The organism is Amycolatopsis sp. NPDC059027 (assembly GCF_042739735.1).
Lineage (GTDB): Bacteria > Actinomycetota > Actinomycetes > Mycobacteriales > Pseudonocardiaceae > Amycolatopsis.
Window position 1 is genome coordinate 13,913 of sequence record NZ_JBHYIK010000093.1, and the last position, 18,875, is coordinate 32,787.

16 protein-coding genes are annotated in these 18,875 nt (G+C 68.9%); 10 read left to right on the forward strand and 6 right to left on the reverse strand.

The window, feature by feature from the left end; genetic code table 11:
- Position 1: 1 nt before the first annotated feature.
- Genes ACFWY9_RS39990 through ACFWY9_RS40000 form a run of 3 tightly spaced genes read left to right on the forward strand, consistent with a single transcriptional unit; the run spans position 2 to position 2,469 of the window.
- The gene (locus ACFWY9_RS39990) at positions 2 to 772 is read left to right on the forward strand and encodes an ABC transporter permease (RefSeq protein ID WP_378328711.1); all 771 of its coding nucleotides are present in this window, start codon (positions 2 to 4) and stop codon (positions 770 to 772) included.
- Positions 769 to 1,590, forward strand: coding sequence for an ABC transporter permease (locus ACFWY9_RS39995; protein WP_378328712.1), 822 nt, complete (start codon positions 769 to 771; stop codon positions 1,588 to 1,590). Before ACFWY9_RS39990 ends, ACFWY9_RS39995 begins: the two co-directional genes overlap by 4 nt.
- 18 nt (positions 1,591 to 1,608) lie before the next feature.
- Positions 1,609 to 2,469 carry an ABC transporter ATP-binding protein gene (locus tag ACFWY9_RS40000; protein WP_378328713.1) on the forward strand — a complete coding sequence of 287 codons (861 nt, stop codon included), beginning with the start codon at positions 1,609 to 1,611 and terminating at the stop codon, positions 2,467 to 2,469.
- 190 nt (positions 2,470 to 2,659) lie between these two features.
- On the opposite strand, the gene mdlC is transcribed toward ACFWY9_RS40000, so the two are convergent.
- Positions 2,660 to 4,249, reverse strand: a complete 1,590-nt coding sequence (gene mdlC / locus ACFWY9_RS40005) for a benzoylformate decarboxylase (RefSeq protein ID WP_378341325.1) — start codon at positions 4,247 to 4,249, stop codon at positions 2,660 to 2,662.
- Positions 4,250 to 4,738: 489 nt separating this feature from the next.
- Between mdlC and ACFWY9_RS40010 the strand changes: the two genes are divergently transcribed.
- From ACFWY9_RS40010 to ACFWY9_RS40025, 4 genes are read left to right on the forward strand one after another with little or no spacing between them, the layout of a single operon-like run.
- Entirely contained in the window at positions 4,739 to 5,242 is a 504-nt protein-coding gene (locus tag ACFWY9_RS40010) for a hypothetical protein (protein ID WP_378328715.1), read from the forward strand.
- Positions 5,239 to 5,856 carry a DUF3558 domain-containing protein gene (locus tag ACFWY9_RS40015; protein ID WP_378341326.1) on the forward strand — a complete coding sequence of 206 codons (618 nt, stop codon included), beginning with the start codon at positions 5,239 to 5,241 and terminating at the stop codon, positions 5,854 to 5,856. The genes ACFWY9_RS40010 and ACFWY9_RS40015 overlap by 4 nt, the downstream gene beginning before the upstream one ends.
- Position 5,857: 1 nt before the next feature.
- A complete protein-coding gene (locus ACFWY9_RS40020; RefSeq protein ID WP_378328717.1) occupies positions 5,858 to 7,123 on the forward strand; it encodes a hypothetical protein in 1,266 nt (421 codons plus the stop codon).
- Complete coding sequence (locus ACFWY9_RS40025) at positions 7,123 to 7,869, forward strand: ESX secretion-associated protein EspG (RefSeq protein ID WP_378328736.1); 747 nt, start codon at positions 7,123 to 7,125, stop codon at positions 7,867 to 7,869. The genes ACFWY9_RS40020 and ACFWY9_RS40025 overlap by 1 nt, the downstream gene beginning before the upstream one ends.
- Here the strand turns inward: ACFWY9_RS40025 and ACFWY9_RS40030 are convergent, their stop codons facing one another.
- Together ACFWY9_RS40030 and ACFWY9_RS40035 are read right to left on the reverse strand one after the other, a co-directional pair.
- Positions 7,870 to 9,270, reverse strand: coding sequence for an acyl-CoA synthetase (locus ACFWY9_RS40030; protein ID WP_378328718.1), 1,401 nt, complete (start codon positions 9,268 to 9,270; stop codon positions 7,870 to 7,872).
- Between the two features lie 13 nt (positions 9,271 to 9,283).
- On the reverse strand, positions 9,284 to 10,606 hold the full coding sequence (locus tag ACFWY9_RS40035; protein WP_378328719.1) for an MFS transporter: 1,323 nt from the start codon (positions 10,604 to 10,606) through the stop codon (positions 9,284 to 9,286).
- An 86-nt stretch (positions 10,607 to 10,692) separates the two neighbouring features.
- Here ACFWY9_RS40035 and ACFWY9_RS40040 point away from each other — a divergent pair, with 86 nt between their 5' ends.
- Complete coding sequence (locus tag ACFWY9_RS40040) at positions 10,693 to 11,442, forward strand: IclR family transcriptional regulator (RefSeq protein ID WP_378328720.1); 750 nt, start codon at positions 10,693 to 10,695, stop codon at positions 11,440 to 11,442.
- 6 nt (positions 11,443 to 11,448) lie between these two features.
- On the opposite strand, the gene ACFWY9_RS40045 is transcribed toward ACFWY9_RS40040, so the two are convergent.
- Positions 11,449 to 12,123: a copper homeostasis protein CutC gene (locus ACFWY9_RS40045; RefSeq protein ID WP_378328721.1), complete on the reverse strand. Its 675-nt coding sequence runs from the start codon at positions 12,121 to 12,123 to the stop codon at positions 11,449 to 11,451.
- Between the two features lie 15 nt (positions 12,124 to 12,138).
- Entirely contained in the window at positions 12,139 to 14,925 is a 2,787-nt protein-coding gene (locus ACFWY9_RS40050; protein WP_378328722.1) for a nitrate- and nitrite sensing domain-containing protein, read from the reverse strand.
- A gap of 215 nt (positions 14,926 to 15,140) precedes the next feature.
- Between ACFWY9_RS40050 and ACFWY9_RS40055 the strand changes: the two genes are divergently transcribed.
- Entirely contained in the window at positions 15,141 to 16,133 is a 993-nt protein-coding gene (locus tag ACFWY9_RS40055) for an ABC transporter substrate-binding protein (RefSeq protein WP_378328737.1), read from the forward strand.
- On the opposite strand, the gene ACFWY9_RS40060 is transcribed toward ACFWY9_RS40055, so the two are convergent.
- Positions 16,130 to 16,771, reverse strand: a complete 642-nt coding sequence (locus ACFWY9_RS40060) for a hypothetical protein (RefSeq protein ID WP_378341327.1) — start codon at positions 16,769 to 16,771, stop codon at positions 16,130 to 16,132. The genes ACFWY9_RS40055 and ACFWY9_RS40060 overlap by 4 nt on opposite strands.
- Before the next feature lie 81 nt (positions 16,772 to 16,852).
- On the opposite strand from ACFWY9_RS40060, the gene ACFWY9_RS40065 reads away from it, so the two are divergent.
- Positions 16,853 to 18,499, forward strand: coding sequence for a DNA repair helicase XPB (locus tag ACFWY9_RS40065; RefSeq protein ID WP_378328724.1), 1,647 nt, complete (start codon positions 16,853 to 16,855; stop codon positions 18,497 to 18,499).
- Positions 18,500 to 18,875: the final 376 nt, after the last annotated feature.

Here is an 18,875-nt window from a genome sequence, read left to right on the forward strand (position 1 = left end):
CGTGACACGTTTTCTCCGCGGCCTGGCCGGTCTGGTCGGCTTCTTCCTGCTCTGGGAGGTCGTCGTCCGGATCGGCCTGGTCGATCAGACGTTCCTGCCCCCGGCGAGCGTCGAGCTGGGTATCGTGGCGAACCTGCTCGGCGACGTCTCGTTCCTGCGCGACATCATCGCCACGATGCTCGCCTGGGCGATCGCCGTGCTCATCGCCGTCGCCATCGCGGTGCCCGCCGGGCTGCTGCTGGGCAGCGTTCCCGGCCTGCGCCAGGCGACCGCCGCGGTCGTCGAATTCCTCCGGCCGATCCCGGCGGTCGCGCTGATTCCGTTGGTACTGCTGGTCATCGGCAGCGGTCCGGAGTCGAAGATCACGCTCGGCGTGTACGCCTCCTTGTGGCCCATCATGTTCAACACGATCTACGCGCTCGGCGAGATCGACCCGGTGCTGATGGAAACGGCCAAGGCGTACGGCACCGGCCGCGTCCGGTCGCTGACGTCGGTCGCGCTGCCGCACACCGCGCCGTTCGTGTTCACCGGTGTCAAGGTGTCCGCGACGATCGCGCTGATCGCGATCGTGAGCACCGAGTTCCTCGCCGGGACGAAACTCGGCATCGGGAACTTCATCCTGCAGTCCAGCACCGGCGCCACCCGGTTCGATCTGGTGATCGCGGGCACGATCGTCGCCGGAGTGTTCGGCTTCCTGATCAACGAAGGGCTCGAACAGCTCGGCAAACGGTTGTTCCGATGGAGCACGGTGGATCGGGAGGCAACGGTATGAGTCTCACCTTCTCCTGGCGCGTCGGAAACCGCGTCAGCCGTGGTGTTTCGGTGCTGCTCCGGAACTGGCTGGTCTTCATCGCGCTGGTCGGGGTGTGGGAGCTGGTGACACGGCTGGCACCGAGCCCGTTCTTCCCGCCGCCGAGCCAGATCGTGACGACGGCGGTGAAACTGTGGTTCACCGGACCGGCGTCGCAGCTGTTCCTGACGGACGCGGTGTACGACAACGTGTTCCCGAGTCTCGCCAGGACGCTCGGCGGCTGGGCGGGCGCGGGCCTCCTCGGTATCGCGCTCGGCACGGCCATCGGCCGTTCGCGGACCGCGATCGACTACGTGGGCCCGTTGTTCGCGTTCTTCCGTTCCGTGCCACCGCCCGCGCTGATCCCGGTGTTCGCGATCCTCTTCGGACTGGGGCCCGGTATGCAGACCGGCTCGATCGTCTTCGGCGCGATCTGGCCGGTGCTGCTCAACACCGTCGACGGAGTCCGGTCGGTCGATCAGGTCAAAGTGGACACGGCGCGGTCGATGCGGACCCCGCGGGGCCACTGGATCGCCTCGGTGGTCCTGCCCGCCGCCGCGCCGAAGATCTTCGCGGGCCTGCGGGTCAGTCTGTCGATCTCGTTGCTCCTGATGGTGGTCTCGGAACTGGTCGGCTCGTCGTTCGGTATCGGCCATTCACTGCTGACCGCCCAGCAGACGTTCGACTTCCCGCTCATGTGGTCGTGGCTGGTCCTGCTCGGCCTGCTCGGCTACGGCTTCAACGCGGCGTTCCTCGCGGTGGAACGCCGGGTACTCGCCTGGCAGCCCACTCGCCCATAGGTCTATTGAGGACAGTCCATGTCAACCATGCTCGAGGTCTCCGGCCTCAACCACCAGTACGGCAGCGGCGCCGCCGCGCACATCGCGGTCAGCAACCTGTCCTTCACGGTCGAATCGGGGCAGCTGGCCAGTATCGTCGGGCCGTCCGGCTGCGGTAAGTCGACGCTGCTGCGCTGTATCGCCGGCCTCACCGCGCCGACGTCCGGCGACGTCACCTTGCACGGCGACCGGGTTTCGGGCGTTCCCGACGACCTCGCCGTGGTGTTCCAGGACTACAGCCGATCGCTGTTCCCGTGGCTCTCGGTGGCGAAGAACGTCGAGTTTCCCTTGCGGTGGCGGCCGATGAGCAAGGCCGACCGGCGCGCGGCGGCGCAGGAGGCGCTGGAGCAGGTCGGTCTCGCCGGGGTCGGGAAGAAGTACCCGTGGCAGCTTTCGGGCGGGATGCAGCAGCGGGTGTCGATCGCGCGGGCGCTCGCGCGGCGTCCGGCGTTGCTGCTGATGGACGAGCCGTTCGCCTCGGTGGACGCGCAGACGCGGTTCGAGCTGGAGGACCTGACCCGGCGGGTGCAGCGCGAGCAGGGCTCGACGGTGCTCGTCGTGACCCACGACATCGACGAGAGCGTCTACCTGTCGGACCGGGTCCTGGTGCTGTCGAAGTCCCCCGCGTCGATCGTCGCGGACCTGACGGTGGACCTGCCCTCGGAGCGGGACCAGATCACCACCCGGGAGTCGGCGGAGTTCGTCACCCTGCGCGGCGAGGTCGCCCGCCTGCTGCACGGCGGCGCTCCGGAAGCCGCCACCGCGTTGTCGGACGCCGCCGAATGGGACCTCGCCGACTCCCACACCGCCACCCCCGACAACGCACACCACCGCCCCTGACCCGTGAGTCCCCCACTCGGGTGCCCGAGTGGGGGACTCACGCACCCGAGTTCCCCATTCGGGGCGCCCCGGCGGTTGTCCACAACAGGGTCGGCTATCCACAGATTTCCCAAGACCCCGCTCCCCGCCTCCGGATCGCGATACGCTGGTTGCAGGGGTGCCCCCGGGAGGGTGGGGGACTGCCCCGGCGTTAGTAGAGGGCCGTGGGGTTCGGATCCACGTGGACGTGCACGAGGGCAGGCCGCGGGTCGCTGAACGCCGAGGCCAGGGTCGGCGCCAGTTCGGCGCCCTCGGTGACCGTGACAGCGTGGACGCCCATACCCATTGCCAGCGCGGCGAAATCGATCCCGCCCAGATCCGTGCCGGGCAGTTTCGACCCGTCGGCGGTCTGGCCGAGGATGCGCACGGCGGCGTACTGCGCGTTGTCCAGAACGACGAACGTGACCGGGACGTTCTGCCGCGCGGCCGTCCAGAGCGCCTGGACGCAGTACATGCTGGAGCCGTCGCCCAGTACGGCCACGACCTTCCGGTCCGGCCGCGCCATCGCCGCGCCGATGGCCGCGGGCAGGCTGTAGCCGAGCGTGCCGCTCGTGCCGGTGAGGAACCCGGTGTCGGTCGAGGTGATCGGCAGGTAGTCGTGCAGGATGTTGCGGTGACTCGGGGTCTCCTCGACAACGATCCCGTTGTCCGGCAACGTTTCCGACAGTGTCGCGTAGGCGTACTCCGCCGTGATCGGCGTCGTCGCCACCGGCTTTTCGGGACGTACCAAGGGTTTCGGCGCGGTGCGGTCCCCCGCGCTGACGCGCTCCGTCAGCGCGCGAATGCCGAGTTTCAGCGTCGTGCGGATGCCGGTTCCCTCGGCCGCGCGGGCGAGGACCTGCTCGTCGTCGCTGAGCAGGTACAACGGCGGCAGCGCGTCCTCCGCCTCGCCGCGGTGGACGTGATACAGGAACGCCGGAGCGCCCGCCACCAGCACGAGGTCGTGCTCGGCCAGTGTGCGCGCGGCGAGAATGCGTTCGGGCTGAAGGAAACCGAGGAACAGCGGGTGATCCTCGGGGAACGAGCACCGCCCCGACATCGGCGCGACCCACACACCGGCGTCGAGCCGTTCGGCCAGCGCGACCAGGTCCGGGACCGCGCCGTCGTGGTCGACGGCGCCGCCTGCCACGATCGCCGGGCGCTCGCTGGCGTCGAGCGCGTCGGCGAGGCCCTGGATCGCGTCCGGATCCGGGCCGTACCCGGGGATCCGGGGACGACGCGGAATGGGCTTGCCGGTTTCGGCATCCCAGTCGTCGGCGGGAACGGAGACGAACACCGGCCCCTGCGGCGCCTGCGTGGCGACGTGATAGGCGTGCGCGATCGCGGCCGGGACGTCCTCGGCTCGCGCGGGCTCACAACTCCACTTCACGTACGGCTTGGGAAAGTTCGCCGCCTCGACCGCGCCGAGGAACGGTTCGTCCGGCAGCAACGACCGCGTCTGCTGGCCGGCGAGGATGATCAACGGCGTCCGGTTGCGGTACGCGGTGAACACGTGTCCGAGCGAATGCCCGACGCCACCGGCCGAGTGCAGGTTGACCAGCACCGGCTGCCTCGACGCCTGCGAGTAACCGTCCGCCATCGCCACGACCCCGGCCTCCTGCAGCCCGAGAACATAGGTGAAGTCGTCCGGCCACCCGGTGAGGAACGGGATCTCCGTCGTCCCCGGATTGCCGAAAATCGTGGTCAGCCCCAGCTCGCGGAGCAGTTCCCTGGTGGCCGTGCGGACCGTGCGTGTTCCCATGCCGATACGTTAGCTCGTACGAGTGATGCCCGCGCGGCTTCCGCGCGGGCCTGATGTCGCGAATGGCGCATTGCCGACGTTCAACGCCGCGAATGTCCCATTCCCGGCACCTGGCACATCGAAAGCCCTGAAGGCGTCCTTATGGCGTCCAACGCGCCGAATGGCCCATTTGCTGCACCGAGGTCCACAAAGGACATATTCCCGGAACGTTTACGCCGGTACACAAACACCCCCGGCTGTCATACTTCCGGACGACGGCGAACGTCTCGCCGCACGCATCCTCACCAGGGAACACCGAGCAGTTTCCACAGCGTGATAACCCACCTCGTCCATATGGTTGCGAACACCTGAACGGGTGCGCCAATTCGACCGCCTGATGTCACATCTTCTCATGTCAGAACCATGACAGATTCCCTCCGTAACCTCCCTGTCGCGGAATGATGTCCTATGCTCGTTTGTCAAGAAGCGAAACGGTATGGGGAGGAACCGATGAGCTTCACGTCCAACGCCCGATCGGAGCAGGCCCAGGGCGACTATCGGAGCAGGCACAAGGACGCGGTCGCCGACGAGGATCTCCGCGCGAACGTGCCCGGCGCACTCTCGCAGGCCAGCCCGGTAGCGACCAGCACAAGCGGCGGTGCGGGCTACCGGATCGACCCGGAAGGCCTCGCGGCTCAGATCCGAGCCTTCGAAGCGCTTCGCGACCAGAGCGCGCAAATGGAAGGCCGGCTCCGAAACGCCGCGCAGCGAGTGACGCCCCCATCGGGCGACCAACCGGCCACGGGTCAGGCCGAGGCAACACGGCGCTCGATTATTGCCGCTGCCGAACAAAACAAGGCCATGGCGGAGTACGCGAAAGGGCTCATCGACAGCATGCGCAAAGCCAACGGCACCTATCGGCAACACGAGGAGAACACCACAGGGGTCTTCCGGCAAGGCAGCGGTAGCACCTCACCCATTGGCCCCTTGCACCAGGACCCGCCAGGACGATGACCTCTTCCCGTACCCGGATCGTCCTCATAACCGCGACACTCGTGCTCGCTGGTGCGGCAGGGTGCAGCAGCGAGGTACCAGGCCAGCCGAGTACCGCACCGTCGGCGCCTCGCACTGGCCCCTCGCAGGCCGGTACGAGCAACAGCAGAGTTCCCCAAGTCGCCCAGCCGCTGAACGCCGACAAATACGTCGCCAACCCGTGTGCGAGCCTGACCAGCGCGCAATTGAAGGAATTCGAGAGTAACCGCGACGGGACCCGGCAGGATTTCAACGGCGACCCGAACTGTCACTGGCAGGTCGGCCCGAACAACGATACCGGGGTAGGTGTCACTTACGCACGGAGCAACACCGACGGAATAGGGCGCCTGTACGCACTCAATGACACCGGCTGGTGGCGGGACGGCTACTTCGAACCCACCAGCGTCCAGGAGTATCCGGCTGTTTTCACGGACATCATCGACAAGCGCCGACGAGGCGACTGTGGCTTGGCGGTAGCCGTCTCCAACAGCCTGTACTTCGATGTTTCCATACAGTCGAGCGCGGGAGACAAATCCTGTGTCGCGGCCAAAAATGTCGCGACTGCGGTGCTGGACACCATCAAGAAGGGGGCATGACATGGCGATGAACGGCCGGGACATCTACGAGAATTTCGCCAACGCCCCCGGCACCACGAACCTCGAAGCCGCGAAAGACGAACTCGCCGACATCCGGATCGCCTATGCGACCTTGGGGCAAAGCTTCGCTCAGGCGGCGGCCGGTCTCGAAGAACACTGGCAGGGGGACGCGGCGGGTGCGGCGGCGCGTGGAGCCGGGCCGCTGGTCGCCGCACACGATCAGGCCTCGATGAAGATGCAGACGGCCGATTCGCTGCTGGACAACCAGATTTCGAGCTTTCACCGCACCAAGAACACCGTCAAGCCGGTGCCCGACGTACCGCGGGATCCTGCCACGTTCGGCGACGCGGGCTGGGGGAAGCAGACGGGGATCCTGTTCCAGACGCAGCTGGCGAACGACGCGGCGGCACACAACGTTCAGCTCATGAACCAGTGGACTCGGACGTCGAGCCACAACGGCAATTCGATGCCGACGGATTACGGGAAGATCGACCCCGGCGCGTTCAGTGTGTCCGAGAACAAGGGGACGCAGAGCACCATTAATTCGGTCCGCGGTTTCGACGGTACCGATCACACCCGCGACAAGAAGCGCCGGCCGTCCGGACAAAAGACCGACATCACCGGCGGACGCCCCACGGAAAGCCAGAACACGCGGGACCGGAACCGGCAGGACACGCCGCCCCCACAGTCCACAGTGGACAAGCCGCGTGAAGCAGGCCGGCAGCCCGGAATCGGGCCCGGCGACGGCACCACGCCGGGCAGCTACCAGCCGCCGAAGCCGGCGCCTGGCGGCTGGCCCGTCCAGCCGCCCGCAGCCGCGTATACGCCCGGCGGAGGGGCGAACTACGTGGGCCCCCAGCCTTTCGGGCCGGGAACGCCGGACTCGCCGGGGACCGGGTTCGGGCGACGGGGCGGCACGGGTAATGAGATCGGCCGAGGCTCGGGAACAGGCAGGGGCACGGGCAGTGGCCCGGGTTCCGGCATGGGCAAGGCGCTCGGCGAGGGCAAGAGCGTCGGAGGGATGCGTGGCGGCGCGGCCGAGCCGGGCATGCGGGGCGCGGGATCCACCGCACGTGGCACCACGAGCATGGAGCCGGGAGTGGTGCAGGGCGGCAAAGGTAAGGGCAAGGGCGACGAGGACAAGGACCATCGGCGCAAGTACGTCGTCGAGGACGACGTCGCCTTCCAGCTCACCGACAACGAAGGCGAAAAGGCGGTCGACCCCCGCACCGGCATGCCACCCACCCCGCCCGTCCTCGGTCAGTGATGGTCTGGTTCGCGGATCCGGAACGTTTCGCGGCCGATCAGCTCGCGGCCTTGGTGACCGAGGCGACAGGTGGGGACCTGCACACGGTCCTCGCCCCACAGGCGGTCTGGCTCGACGACGCCGAGCGGGCCAGGGCGAAACGCGCGCTGGAGGACGTAGCGGCCCAGTACGCCGGCGAACCTGTCGACGGCAACGAGCCGGCGTTCACCGACGTCGCCGAGTTGCTCACCCGGCCGCCGGAGGCCCGGTTCGGCTGGTTCAGCGACCTGGTGAGCGGCACGCGCCTGCGGGTGCTCGTCGCGGGATCGCGCTGGTTTTCGCTGGTAGCGGTGTGCGAGGGTGACGACATCTTCGTACGTACCTTCGACGAGGAGCGGCTCGCGATCGCGCTCGCGAGCATCCTTCCCGCGGACACCGGCGGGGCGGGCAGGACGTCGATCAGCTTGCTGGCATCCGAGTATCGCGAGGCCGCCCGCGACACCACGGCGGTGCCGCGGGCGGAAGTCCGCCGGGCGCAACGATTCGCGGCACTGGAGCCGTCGTTGATCGCCGAACTGTACGTGGAGGTCCGAAGACCCAACGGCCACCACCCGATCAGTGAACCGCTGCGCGTGTACGACACCGAGCAGGGCCGCTGGCTGTTCACCACTTCCCCCGAGTACGGCGACGAACGCCTGACGCTGACCCCGGCGACCACCAAGGACGTCGTCGCCGCACTCGACGCGCTGCGAAACGGCATGGACTGATCAGAGCAGGTTCTTCTGCACCTTCCCCATCGCATTGCGCGGCAAGGCTTCCAGCACTCGCACTTCACGCGGTCGCTTGTGGACGGACAACGTTCCCGCCACGAAATCCGCCACTCCGCCGCCGTCGATTCCATCCCCGGCCACGTACGCGACGATTCGCTGCCCGAGATCGTCGTCAGGCACGCCGATCACCGCCGCCTCGCGCACGCCGGGGTGGGCCAGCAGCGCCTGTTCCACTTCCCCCGCACCGATGCGGTAGCCACCCGATTTGATCAGGTCGACCGATTCCCGGCCCACGATCCGGTGAAACCCACCGGCGTCGACGACGGCGATGTCGCCGGTGCGGAACCAGCCGTCCTCGGTGAACGACTCCGCGGTTTTGGCCGGTAGTCCCAGATATCCGTCGAAGAGCGTCGAGCCGGTCACCTGTAGCTGCCCGAGGCTCTCACCGTCGTGCGGGACAGGGGCACCCCGGTCGTCGCGCAGTCGCGTTTGGACGGTGGGCAGCGGCGAGCCGACCCAGCCCGGCCGTCGTTCACCGTCGTGCCGCGTGCTGAGGGTGATCAGCGTTTCGCTCATCCCGTAACGCTCGATGGGCGCGGATCCGGTGAGCCCCGACAACTTCTCGAAGACAGGAAGAGGCAGCGGCGCACTTCCCGACACGAGCAATCGCGCGGCACGCAGCGCATGCGCGGCGGACGGCTCCGCACACACCCGGGACCACACCGTCGGGACTCCGAAGTACAGCGAGCCTCGCGCTTCCGCGTACGCCGCGGGCTTCGGCCGCACCGTGTGCGTGAGCGGCGAGCCGATGCGCAGCGCGCCGAGCACGCCCAGCACCAGCCCATGAACGTGGAACAGCGGCAGGCCGTGCACCAGGGTGTCGTCGGCGGTCCAGCCCCACATCTCGCTCAGCGCGTCCAGGCACGCGGCGATGGCCGCGCGCGAGAGCACGACCCCCTTCGGCGCGCCTGTCGTTCCCGACGTGTAGACGATCAGCGCCGCGCTTTCCCCGTCAGGTTCCGGATAGCTCGTCGCGGACCGCGCGGAGACGTCGATCGGCACGACCGGGAGTTCGACGTCTTCCGGGGCGCCGCCAAGCCAGAGCCGCACACCGGAGTCGGTCAGGACGTGGCGCCGTTCGGCCGGTCCCGAGTCGGGCGGGACCGGGACGGCGGTCACTCCGGCGGTCAGGCAGCCCACGACGGCGACGATCGTCTCGAGGCTCGCGGTCGCGTTGACGGCGACGCGACCGGCACCGGCGATCCGGTCCGCGACAGCGGCAGCGGCGGCACGGAGTTCGTCCAGCGACATCGAGACATCGCCGACACTGACGAACGGGCCGTCGGCGGGGGCGGCCGCCGACAGCGCGGTCAGCAGGGGCTGGTTGTGGTCCTTCACAGGATTTTCGTCCTCACTCGGGCAGCGGTTTGTTGCGGGTCTCGGGGACCAGCAGGAGCAGGAAAAGGCCGGCGACGAACACGGCGGCGGTGGACGCCAGCGGCACGGCAAGCGAACCCAGCTGGCGGATCGCGACGCCGAGCACGAACGTGCCGACAGCGGCGAACCAGCGGGAGATCGTGGTGGTGAAGGCGAACGCGGTGGCACGGAACAACGTCGGGTACTGCTCGGGCAACCACACGGTGAAGACCGCGAAGTTCGCCCCGCCGAGGCCGAGGATCGGCAGGAACACGAAGAGCAGCGGCAGATTTCCCAGCGGGTAGGCGATTCCGTAGGTCCCGATGATGCCGACCACCATCAGCGCGAAGAACAACGCCAGCGCGCCCCGGCGGCCGAGCCGGTCGGCGAGCCACGGTGTGCCGATGCAGCCGACGACCGTGAAGATCGCCGAGATCGCGGCCGCGAGACTCGCCAGCTGGGAACCGTTACCGACGCCGGTCTCCTTGGCGAGCGTCGTCACCGCTGTCGGCACATAGGTGGCCGTGGCCCACAAACCGATCACGCAGACGCCGAGCAGGAGCAGATTGCCGATGGTCCGCCGCCGGTATCCGCTGCTCATGATGTTCCGCAGCGGCGCGAGCAACGACGTGCGCCGGGCCGTTTCGGCCTGTGCCGCCCACTTTTCCGGCTCCTTCGTGTTACGCCGGATGAACAGGACGAGCAACGCGGGCACGATGCCGAGCAGGAACAGGCCACGCCAGCCGAGCTGCTGGCCGAACGCCAGGTAGATCACGGCCGTCAGCAACTGGCCGACGTAGTTGGCCGAATGCAGCACCCCGCCGAGCTTGACCCGGAGCCGCTCCGGCACGGCCTCCGCCACCAGCGTGGCCGCCATCGCCCATTCGCCGCCGATCCCGACCGCGCACAGGAACCGGAACGCCATCCACGCCCAGACGTTCGTGGAGAACCCGGCCAGCGCGGTGAACACCGAGAAGAGCAGGATGCTGCCGATCATCGCCGGCCGCCTGCCGAAGCGGTCCGCGATCGGGCCCCAGATGAAGGAACAGCCCCAGCCCGCCAGGAACAACGCGCCGCTGAGCTGACCGTAGAAGCCGATGTTCGCGACGTCCGGGGTGATGCCGGACGGGGGAAGCAGCTCGGTCAGCGTGGGCGCGAGCACCAGGCCGAACATCGCGAGCGTGAAGCCGTCCATCGCCCAACCGCCGAAGGAGCCCCAGAAAGCGTTGCGCTGGGCGCGATTCATCCGGGCAGGCGGCCCCGTGTCGGCCTGACGGCTGCCGGGGCTGTCGTCGGCGGATTCCTTGATCGTCGTCATGACCACCTCACTGTGGTCCATATTGCGGACCGATGCACTACTATGTGGACCGGTAGCGTATGAACCAGATCACCGAAGGTCAAGGGGTGTCCGAGTTGAACAGCGTGCTCACGGCGTTACGAGTGTTCGAGGCGGTCGCCGCCGCACAGCCCACGGGGTTGAGCGAACTCGCGCGGCGGCTCGAAGTCCCCAAAAGCACGGTGCAGCGATGCCTCAAGACGCTCGCCGAGGCGGGCTGGGTCCGCCCCGCGCCCAGCGGTGACGGCCGGTGGGTGATCACCGGGAAGGCGTTCAGCATCGGCAGCGCGGTCAGTTCGGGGCCCCGGCTGCGCGAGATCGCGCTGCCCGTCCTCAGCCGCCTGCAGGAGGACACCAGGGAGACCATCCACCTGACCGTCCCCGACGACAACGAGATGGTGCTGATCGAACGGCTGGACAGCCCGCATCAGCTCCGCGCGTTTCTCCAGCTGGGCACGCGTCTGCCCCTGCACGCGGCGTCGAACGGCAAGGCGTACCTGGCTTCGCTGGACGACGCGGCCGTCGAATCCTTCCTGCACAGCGAACTTCGTCAGGTCAACGACCACACCGTCACCGACCCCGACGTCATCCGCGAGGAGGTCGCGGAGATCCGGCGACGCGGTTACGCCGTCACCAACGAAGAACTCCACGAGGGCATCGCCGCGGTCGCCGTCGCGCTCACGACGGCGGACGGCGAGACCTGTGGTTGTTTCAGCATTTCCGGCCCCACGACGAGGCTGACGCCCGACCTCTACGCGACGTATGGCGAGAAGGCCATCGCCGCCAAAGCGGAGATCGAGCGGTTCCTGTCCTTCTGAGGGGCCTCAGCCCTTGACCAGCTCGGCCCATTCGCGCACGCGCTCGGTGTCCACTTCGGACGCCCAGCCGCCGGGACGCACCGCGCTGCCGACGTGGAATCCGCGTACCCCACCGGCCCGCAGCAGGTGGACGTGCTGCGTCCGGAGGCCGCCGCCGACGAGCAGCGCGGGTCCTTCGCGGCGGGTGAGCTGCTGGAGCACGGAAAGGCCGAAGCTCACGCCGTTCGGGTGCCCCGCGGTGAGCACGGTGTCGCAGCCGAGATCGGCAAGCCACTCGTAGGCACGCAACGGATCGCGCGAGCTGTCGATCGCGCGGTGGAACGTCCACGGCAGACCGTCCAGCTCCTTCGCCAGGACACGGCAGGCTTCGACGTCGATCTCGCTGTCCGAGTTCAGGAAGCCGAAGACGAACTCGCGCGCGCCGGCCTCGACGAGGCGGACGGCGTCGGCACGCAGCCCGTCGAGATCGATGGCGGCGAAGGAACCGTTGTCGCGCAACATGACCCGTACGGGAAGGTCGGTGGCCCCGAGAACGTCACGGACCGTCGTCACCGACGGCGTGAGGCCGTCCTGCGCCATCTCCGTCACCAGTTCGAGGCGGTCCGCCCCGCCCGCCTGCGCACGCTCCGCGTCGTTCGCGTCGAGCGCGATCACTTCCAGCAGGCCGGTTTCCGAGCTCATGGGTCGTCCGTTCGTTTAAGCCGTAGGAGGAGTGTCGTCCCCTCGCGCGTGGCGCCCTCGCCGGAATCCGCCTTGGAGGCTCGACATCCGCTCGCGCACCGCTTCGGGGGAAAGCGAGAGTATCGGCTTCTGCGGCAGCGGTTTCTCCGGGGTTTGCCCGGCCTCGGCCGTGGGCAGGATCGGCCAGGTGTCCTCCGCGCCGTCCTCCTGCTCGAGTTCGGCGGGCGTCGGCCATTCGTGCCCGGCGGCGGGTTCCGCCTCGGGAGCGGCTTCGGGCTCCGGCGCGGGCGGCGGTGTTTCCGGGTCGTACGGCGGAAACTGCGGCTCAGTGGGCTCGTCGGCCGAGACCTCGGCCGGGTGCGGCGACGGTTCGCCGGGCTCCGGCGCCTGCTCGACGGCGGGTTCCGCGGACGTCAGCGCGTGCCGGGGTTCCGGCGCCACCGGCCGCTCGGCGACCGGCAGCGGTTCCGCGACCGGCCTCGGTTCCGCTGCCCGCTGCGGCTTTTCCGACGCGCTCGCGGCGTCGAACCACTTCGAGAGAACGTCGCGGTAGGCAGGCATCCGTTCGGTCGGGACGTCGTGGTCCAGCGGCGATTCCTCGTCGGCGGACGGCCACTCCGGCGTGGTCTCGACCACTGGCGCGCGCCGCGGCGGCCCCGGCTCGGGCACCTGGCCGAACGGCGCCTCCTCCTCCGCGACCTCTTGCGGCGCCTCGGGTTCCGGCGGGGTGAGCGGGGCCAACGGCGCCAGCAGCTCGGGCGCGGGTTCGGCGGGGGGTTCGATGACCGGTGGCGGCGGTTCCGGCAGCGGGGGCGCCTCGACGATCAGCGCGGCAGGCACGACCACCACCGCGACGATCCCCTTGTCCTCGCCCGCGCTCAGCGACACGTCGATGTGGTGCCGCGCGGCCAGCGTCGCGACGACGAACAGGCCCATCCGGCGTGACACCTCGACGTCGACGTCCGGTGGTTCGGCGAGCCGGGCATTGGTCCGGTCGATCTCCGCCTGCGGCATCCCGGCGCCGCGGTCGGTGATCTCGATCCGCCAGTCACCGGTCGCGGTCCGCGTGCTCGACACCGTCACCGTGGTGTTCTGCCCGGAGTAACGGGTCGCGTTCTCCAGCAGCTCCGACACCACGTGCACGAGGTCGTTGACGGCCTCGCCGCGCACCGCGAGCTGGGGTGCCGCACCGAGTTCGACGCGGCGGTAGTCCTCCACTTCGGACAGCGCGGCGCCGATGATCTCGTCGCCGACCACGGGGCCGGCGTCGTCCCGCAGGAAGTCGGTGCCCGACAGGACCAGCAGGTTCTCGCTGTTGCGCCGCATCCGCGTGGCGAGGTGGTCGAGTTCGAAGAGCCCGGCGAGCGTGGTCGGGTCCTCCTCGCGCGCCTCCATTCTGTCCAAAACGGACAGTTGCCGTTCGACGAGGTCCTGGCTGCGCTGTGAGAGGTTCACGAACATCGCGTTGACGTTCTCGCGCAGCAGCGCCTGCTCCCCCGCGAGCCGGACGGCCTCGCCGTGCACCGCGTCGAACGCCCGCGCCACCTGGCCGACCTCCTCGCGGGTGAACACCGGCACCGGCGCCACCGCCAGCCGGTGCCGCAGGTTCTCCGGCGCGGGTTCGGGATCGGTGAGCAGTCCCTGGACCGCCGCGGGCAGCCGGTGCTCGGCGACCTCCAGCGCGGTGCGGCGCAGGATCCGCAGCGGCCGCAGCAGCGAACGCGCGATGACCACCGAAAGCACCCCGGCGACGAGCAGGACGCCGAGCACGATGCCGCCGTCCCAGATCGCCGCGGTCCTGGCCTGCGCGGCGAGCGCGTCGGTGCGCTGCTGCAACTGGACCAGCAGCGACTGCTGCACCCGGAACGTCAGGTTGACCGTATGCGTGGCCGAAGCGTCCCATTGATCCGGATCGAGGCCGCCCAGCCCCTGTCCGTTCGCGGCACGGGTGATGGCCGATTCGACCATGTTGTTGCCGATGTCGACGACCAGGCCGATCACCGTGTCGTCGTACATCCGCTGCTGTTGCGGGGTCGCGAACGTGCGGTAGTCGGAGCGCGCGGCGGCGAGTTCCGCCTCGGCGCCCAGCAGGGCGCGTGTGCGTTCGCGGTCGAGGTTGCCCGCCGCGAGCGCTTCGGCCATCACCGCCCGCTTGACCGACATCTGGTCCTTGATCCTGGCCAGCGCGTTGCCCGCGAGCCGCAGCCTGCCGAGTTCCGGATCGGAGACGTCCGCGGCGGCCGCGTCGCTGATGTCGAGCAGTCCGGAGACGACTCCGCTGTACGAGCGCAGCACGGCGTCCGCCGGATACGCGGAGTGTTCGGCCGAGTACCGGATGCCGCCGAGCACGCGAAGCCGGTCGGACATCTCCTGCAGGCTGCCCGCAGCCGACGGACCGAGCCGGGGCTTGCTGTCGGCCAGCGTCCGCTCGAACGTCCCGATCGCCTGATCGACGCGCTGCCGCTGGGCGGCGAGATCGGCCGTGTTCCCCGGCCGGTTGGACGCGACGTAACGGACCGTCAGATCGCGTTCGCGTTGCAGCTGCTGCACGACGTCGGCGACGGTGTTGTCGACGCCGCCGCGCGTGGCGAACTCGGCGAGCTGGGTGGCGTCACGAAGATCACTGTTGATGCGCAGGCCGACAAGTGTGACCACCGCCACTCCTGGCAGCAGCAGGACGACGAACAGCTTGGTGCGCAACCGCCAGTTCCGCAGCCGCCAGCCGCCCCCGGCCTGCGCCACCTGGGCATGCGGATCCGCCGCGTCGCCGCCCTTGCGGGGACGCTGGTCGCGACGGGTCACCTGGCTTCCTTTTCCCACCACGGGACCTCACCCGTGGCCGACATCGAGAGACGACTACTCGAACCTACTGGACAGTAGGCGCTTGAGGGGTTTCAGGACGGGAAAGTCCGAAAGCCGCTCTGGTGGGCTACGGCCCCGTCCGCGATCGTATGGGTGACAGACCCTAAGCTCCAGCACTCCGGGCAGATTCTCTCGGTAGGTGAGAGTGGATGATCATGCGCAAGCTGTGCACATGCGTGCTCGGCGGTAAAAAGTACCTCGCACGTGCTCTTTCGCTGGTGGCGGTACTGGCGACGGCCGGCTGCGGCGTGTTCGGCTCCACCGGCACGGACAGCCCGGCGCCACTGGAGCGGACCACGCTGCGAGTCGGCGTCGGCAGCGCGATCGACACCGCGCCGCTGCGGATCGCCGTCGCGGACGGGAAGTTCGGTCAGGCCGGACTGCACGTCGAACTCGTCGACGTCGGCGCGGACGACGCGTTGCCGAAGCTGTCCTCCGGCGAACTCGACGTCGCGTTCGCCAGTGACGTCTCGATGTTCCGCGCCGCCGCCGGTGGCGCTTCGCTGCAGTTGCAGGGCGAGGCCTACACGTCCGGCCCGAACACGATGGCACTGGTGACGCTGCCCGACTCCGACTACACCGTGCCGACCGGGAAGAAGTCGCCGAAGATCGCGGTGAACATGCTCGACGACGTCGGTGCCCTCATCGCGAAATCGGTGCTGGGCACCGCGGGCGCCGACGTCACCAAGGTGCAGCTCAAGCAGATCGCGTTCGACCAGATGCCGCAGGCCCTGCAGGCCGGGACCGTCGACGCGGCCTGGATGGTGGAGCCGTACATCACCCGCGCGGAGAAGGAACTCGGCGCGCACATCCTCGCCGACGGCGACCGCGGCGCGACCCTCGCGTTCCCGATGTCGGCATACGCGTCCTCGGGAATCTTCGCGCAGACGAACCCTCGTACGCTCGCGACGTTCCGCAAGGTACTCGGCCAGGCGCAGGCCGACGCGTCCGATCCCGCGCACGTCCGCGAAGCACTGCCGCGGTTTTCCACCATCGACCCGACCACGGCCGCGCTGATCTCGCTCGGCAGCTATCCGGTGGCGCTCAACGGCATCCGGCTGCAGCGGGTCGCCGACCTGATGCACAACTCGGGCGCGCTCGCGAACCGCCTGGACGTCCAGACGTTGTTGCCCCGCCAAGACGGCTAGATGTTCTGGCCCGCTGGGCGCAGGCAGACGGTGCGGGCGGGCGGGCCCGCGTAGACGAGCGCGTCTTCCTCGGCGCCGCAACTGCTCTCCGAACCGGAACCGAAATGCACGGTCGCGCGGGCCTTCGCGGTCGGGTCGGTGCAGCTGACCTTGCTGATGTGCACGTCGTCGTCGAGTTCGCTCAGGCATTCGCCGGAGGACACGTTGAGCGCCAGGCACAACGTCTTCGAAGCGGTCTTGCTCCGGGACGTGCCGTAGATCTGGAACCGCAGGTAGTCCCCACCGCGGCAGGTGGACGCCCCGTTGACGACGTTGTCGACCTTGTACGTCGCGCGTTGCTCCGAACAGGCGACACCGTGGTAGGCCTGCTGCCCGCGGGACTCGTCGGTCAGGTAGAGGCAGCTGCCCGCGACCGGCGACGAGGACAACCTGGCCAGCGCCGCGACGCCGAACGCGGCACCCGAACCGATGCCGAGCGCGACGACCAGGCCTGCGCCGATCAGGACCTTCGTCCGCGTGCTGGTCGCCCGCGGTGCCTTGGCGGCCATGGGCGCCGTTCCCGGCGCGGCCGGGTATTCCGGCGCGGCCGGGTATTCCGGCGGCTGGAACGGATTGTCATCGGGCGTCGGTGTCGTCAACGGTCTCCCTCCCTGTGCGTTCATCCTCCCACCAGCGGGCCACTGGCGGGAGCGCGGCTCGTGGAACGTATAAAGGGTGGTGTGACTGATGGCCCATTGATCGTCCAGTCCGACAAGACCGTGCTGCTCGAAGTCGACCACGCGATGGCCGACGACGCGCGGATCGCCATCGCGCCCTTCGCCGAGCTCGAACGGGCGCCCGAACACGTGCACACCTACCGGATCACGCCGCTCGCGCTGTGGAACGCGCGCGCGGCGGGCCACGACGCCGAGCAGGTCGTCGACGCGCTGACGACGTATTCGCGCTTCCCGGTGCCCCAGCCACTGCTCATCGACATCGTCGACACGATGGGCCGCTTCGGGCGGCTGCAGATCGCCAATCACCCCGCGCACGGGCTGGTGATGACGACGACGGACCGCGCGGTGCTCGAGGAAATCCTCCGGCACAAGAAGATCAGCCCGATGCTGGGCGCGCGGATCGACCAGGACACCGTGGTCGTGCACCCGTCCGAACGCGGACGGCTCAAGCAGATGCTGCTCAAGGTCGGCTGGCCCGCCGAAGACGTCGCGGGCTACGTCGACGGCGAGGCGCATCCGATCGCGCTCGACGAAACCGGCTGGGAACTGCGTGACTACCAGCGCCGGGCCGCGGAGGCGTTCTGGGCGGGCGGCTCCGGCGTCGTCGTGCTGCCGTGTGGCGCGGGGAAGACATTGGTCGGCGCGGCCGCGATGGCGAAGGCCCAGGCGACGACGCTGATCCTGGTGACGAACACGGTCGCGGGGCGGCAGTGGAAGCGGGAGCTGGTCGCGCGGACGTCGCTGACCGAGGACGAGATCGGCGAGTACTCCGGGGAGAAGAAGGAGATCCGGCCGGTCACGATCGCGACGTACCAGGTGATCACACGCAAGACCAAGGGCGAGTACAAGCATCTGGAGCTGTTCGACTCGCGGGACTGGGGCCTCGTGGTCTACGACGAGGTGCACCTGCTGCCCGCGCCGGTGTTCCGGATGACGGCGGACCTGCAGTCGCGGCGCCGGCTGGGACTGACGGCGACGCTGGTGCGCGAGGACGGGCGCGAGGGCGACGTCTTCTCGTTGATCGGGCCGAAGCGGTACGACGTCCCGTGGCGCGACATCGAGGCGCAGGGCTGGATCGCGCCCGCCGAATGCACCGAGGTGCGCGTGACGCTCACGGACGCCGAGCGCCTGGCGTACGCGACGGCGGAAACCGAGGAACGCTACAAGCTCGCCGCCACGGCAGGCACGAAGACACCGGTGATCAAGTCCATTGTGGACCGTCATGCCGGCGAGCCGACACTGGTGATCGGGGCGTATCTGGACCAGCTGGAGATGCTGGGCGACGAACTCGACGCGCCGGTGATCCAGGGCGCGACGAAGAACCGCGAGCGCGAGGAGCTTTTCGACGCCTTCCGCCGCGGGGAGCTGCGGACCTTGGTGGTGTCGAAGGTCGCGAACTTCTCGATCGACCTGCCCGAGGCGTCGGTGGCCATCCAGATCTCGGGGACGTTCGGGTCGCGTCAGGAGGAGGCGCAGCGGCTGGGCCGGTTGCTGCGTCCCAAGGGCGACGGGCGGCAGGCGCATTTCTACTCCGTGGTCGCGCGGGACACCGTCGACACGGAGTACGCGGCGCATCGGCAGCGGTTCCTGGCGGAGCAGGGATACGCGTATCGGATCGTCGACGCGGACGATCTGCTTCGACCGCTGTAGCGGTTCTCGTTCTTCCGTGAAGGACTCCTTACCGGCGCTCAGTGCCGGTAAGGAGTCCTTCACGGCTTTGGGCTGCCTCTGGGGCGGAGTCGGCGTGCCGAGGGACGCTCTGGGTGCGTTGAGTGCGACGAGGGCGTCCCTCGGTGCGGTAAGCGCACCGAAGGCGTCCCTCGGCACCCCCGGGTTGTCCACAACCACCTCGGCTGTCCACAGATTCGCCGCACCCCCCGTTTTCGTCGCCCCTCGCCGATAGACTGTTATCGGGGTCGCCCCCCCAGGGTGGGCAGGGTTCCGGCAAAGTCGTTGTGGGGTTAGGGGTGGATGCCGAGCAGGGTGAGTGGTCGGTTGATGTCTCGGGTCATGTGGCGTAGCCCTT

What these genes read in the sequence shown, in the direction of transcription:
- ACFWY9_RS40010 (WP_378328715.1), top strand. Translation starts at nt 4,739, where the DNA reads ATGAGCTTCACGTCCAACGCCCGATCGGAGCAGGCCCAGGGCGACTAT.
- ACFWY9_RS40055 (WP_378328737.1), top strand. Translation starts at nt 15,141, where the DNA reads ATGCGCAAGCTGTGCACATGCGTGCTCGGCGGTAAAAAGTACCTCGCA.
- ACFWY9_RS40025 (WP_378328736.1), top strand. Translation starts at nt 7,123, where the DNA reads ATGGTCTGGTTCGCGGATCCGGAACGTTTCGCGGCCGATCAGCTCGCG.
- ACFWY9_RS40015 (WP_378341326.1), top strand. Translation starts at nt 5,239, where the DNA reads ATGACCTCTTCCCGTACCCGGATCGTCCTCATAACCGCGACACTCGTG.
- ACFWY9_RS40000 (WP_378328713.1), top strand. Translation starts at nt 1,609, where the DNA reads ATGTCAACCATGCTCGAGGTCTCCGGCCTCAACCACCAGTACGGCAGC.
- ACFWY9_RS39995 (WP_378328712.1), top strand. Translation starts at nt 769, where the DNA reads ATGAGTCTCACCTTCTCCTGGCGCGTCGGAAACCGCGTCAGCCGTGGT.
- ACFWY9_RS40020 (WP_378328717.1), top strand. Translation starts at nt 5,858, where the DNA reads ATGGCGATGAACGGCCGGGACATCTACGAGAATTTCGCCAACGCCCCC.
- ACFWY9_RS40045 (WP_378328721.1), bottom strand. Translation starts at nt 12,123, where the DNA reads ATGAGCTCGGAAACCGGCCTGCTGGAAGTGATCGCGCTCGACGCGAAC.
- ACFWY9_RS40035 (WP_378328719.1), bottom strand. Translation starts at nt 10,606, where the DNA reads ATGACGACGATCAAGGAATCCGCCGACGACAGCCCCGGCAGCCGTCAG.
- mdlC (WP_378341325.1), bottom strand. Translation starts at nt 4,249, where the DNA reads ATGGGAACACGCACGGTCCGCACGGCCACCAGGGAACTGCTCCGCGAG.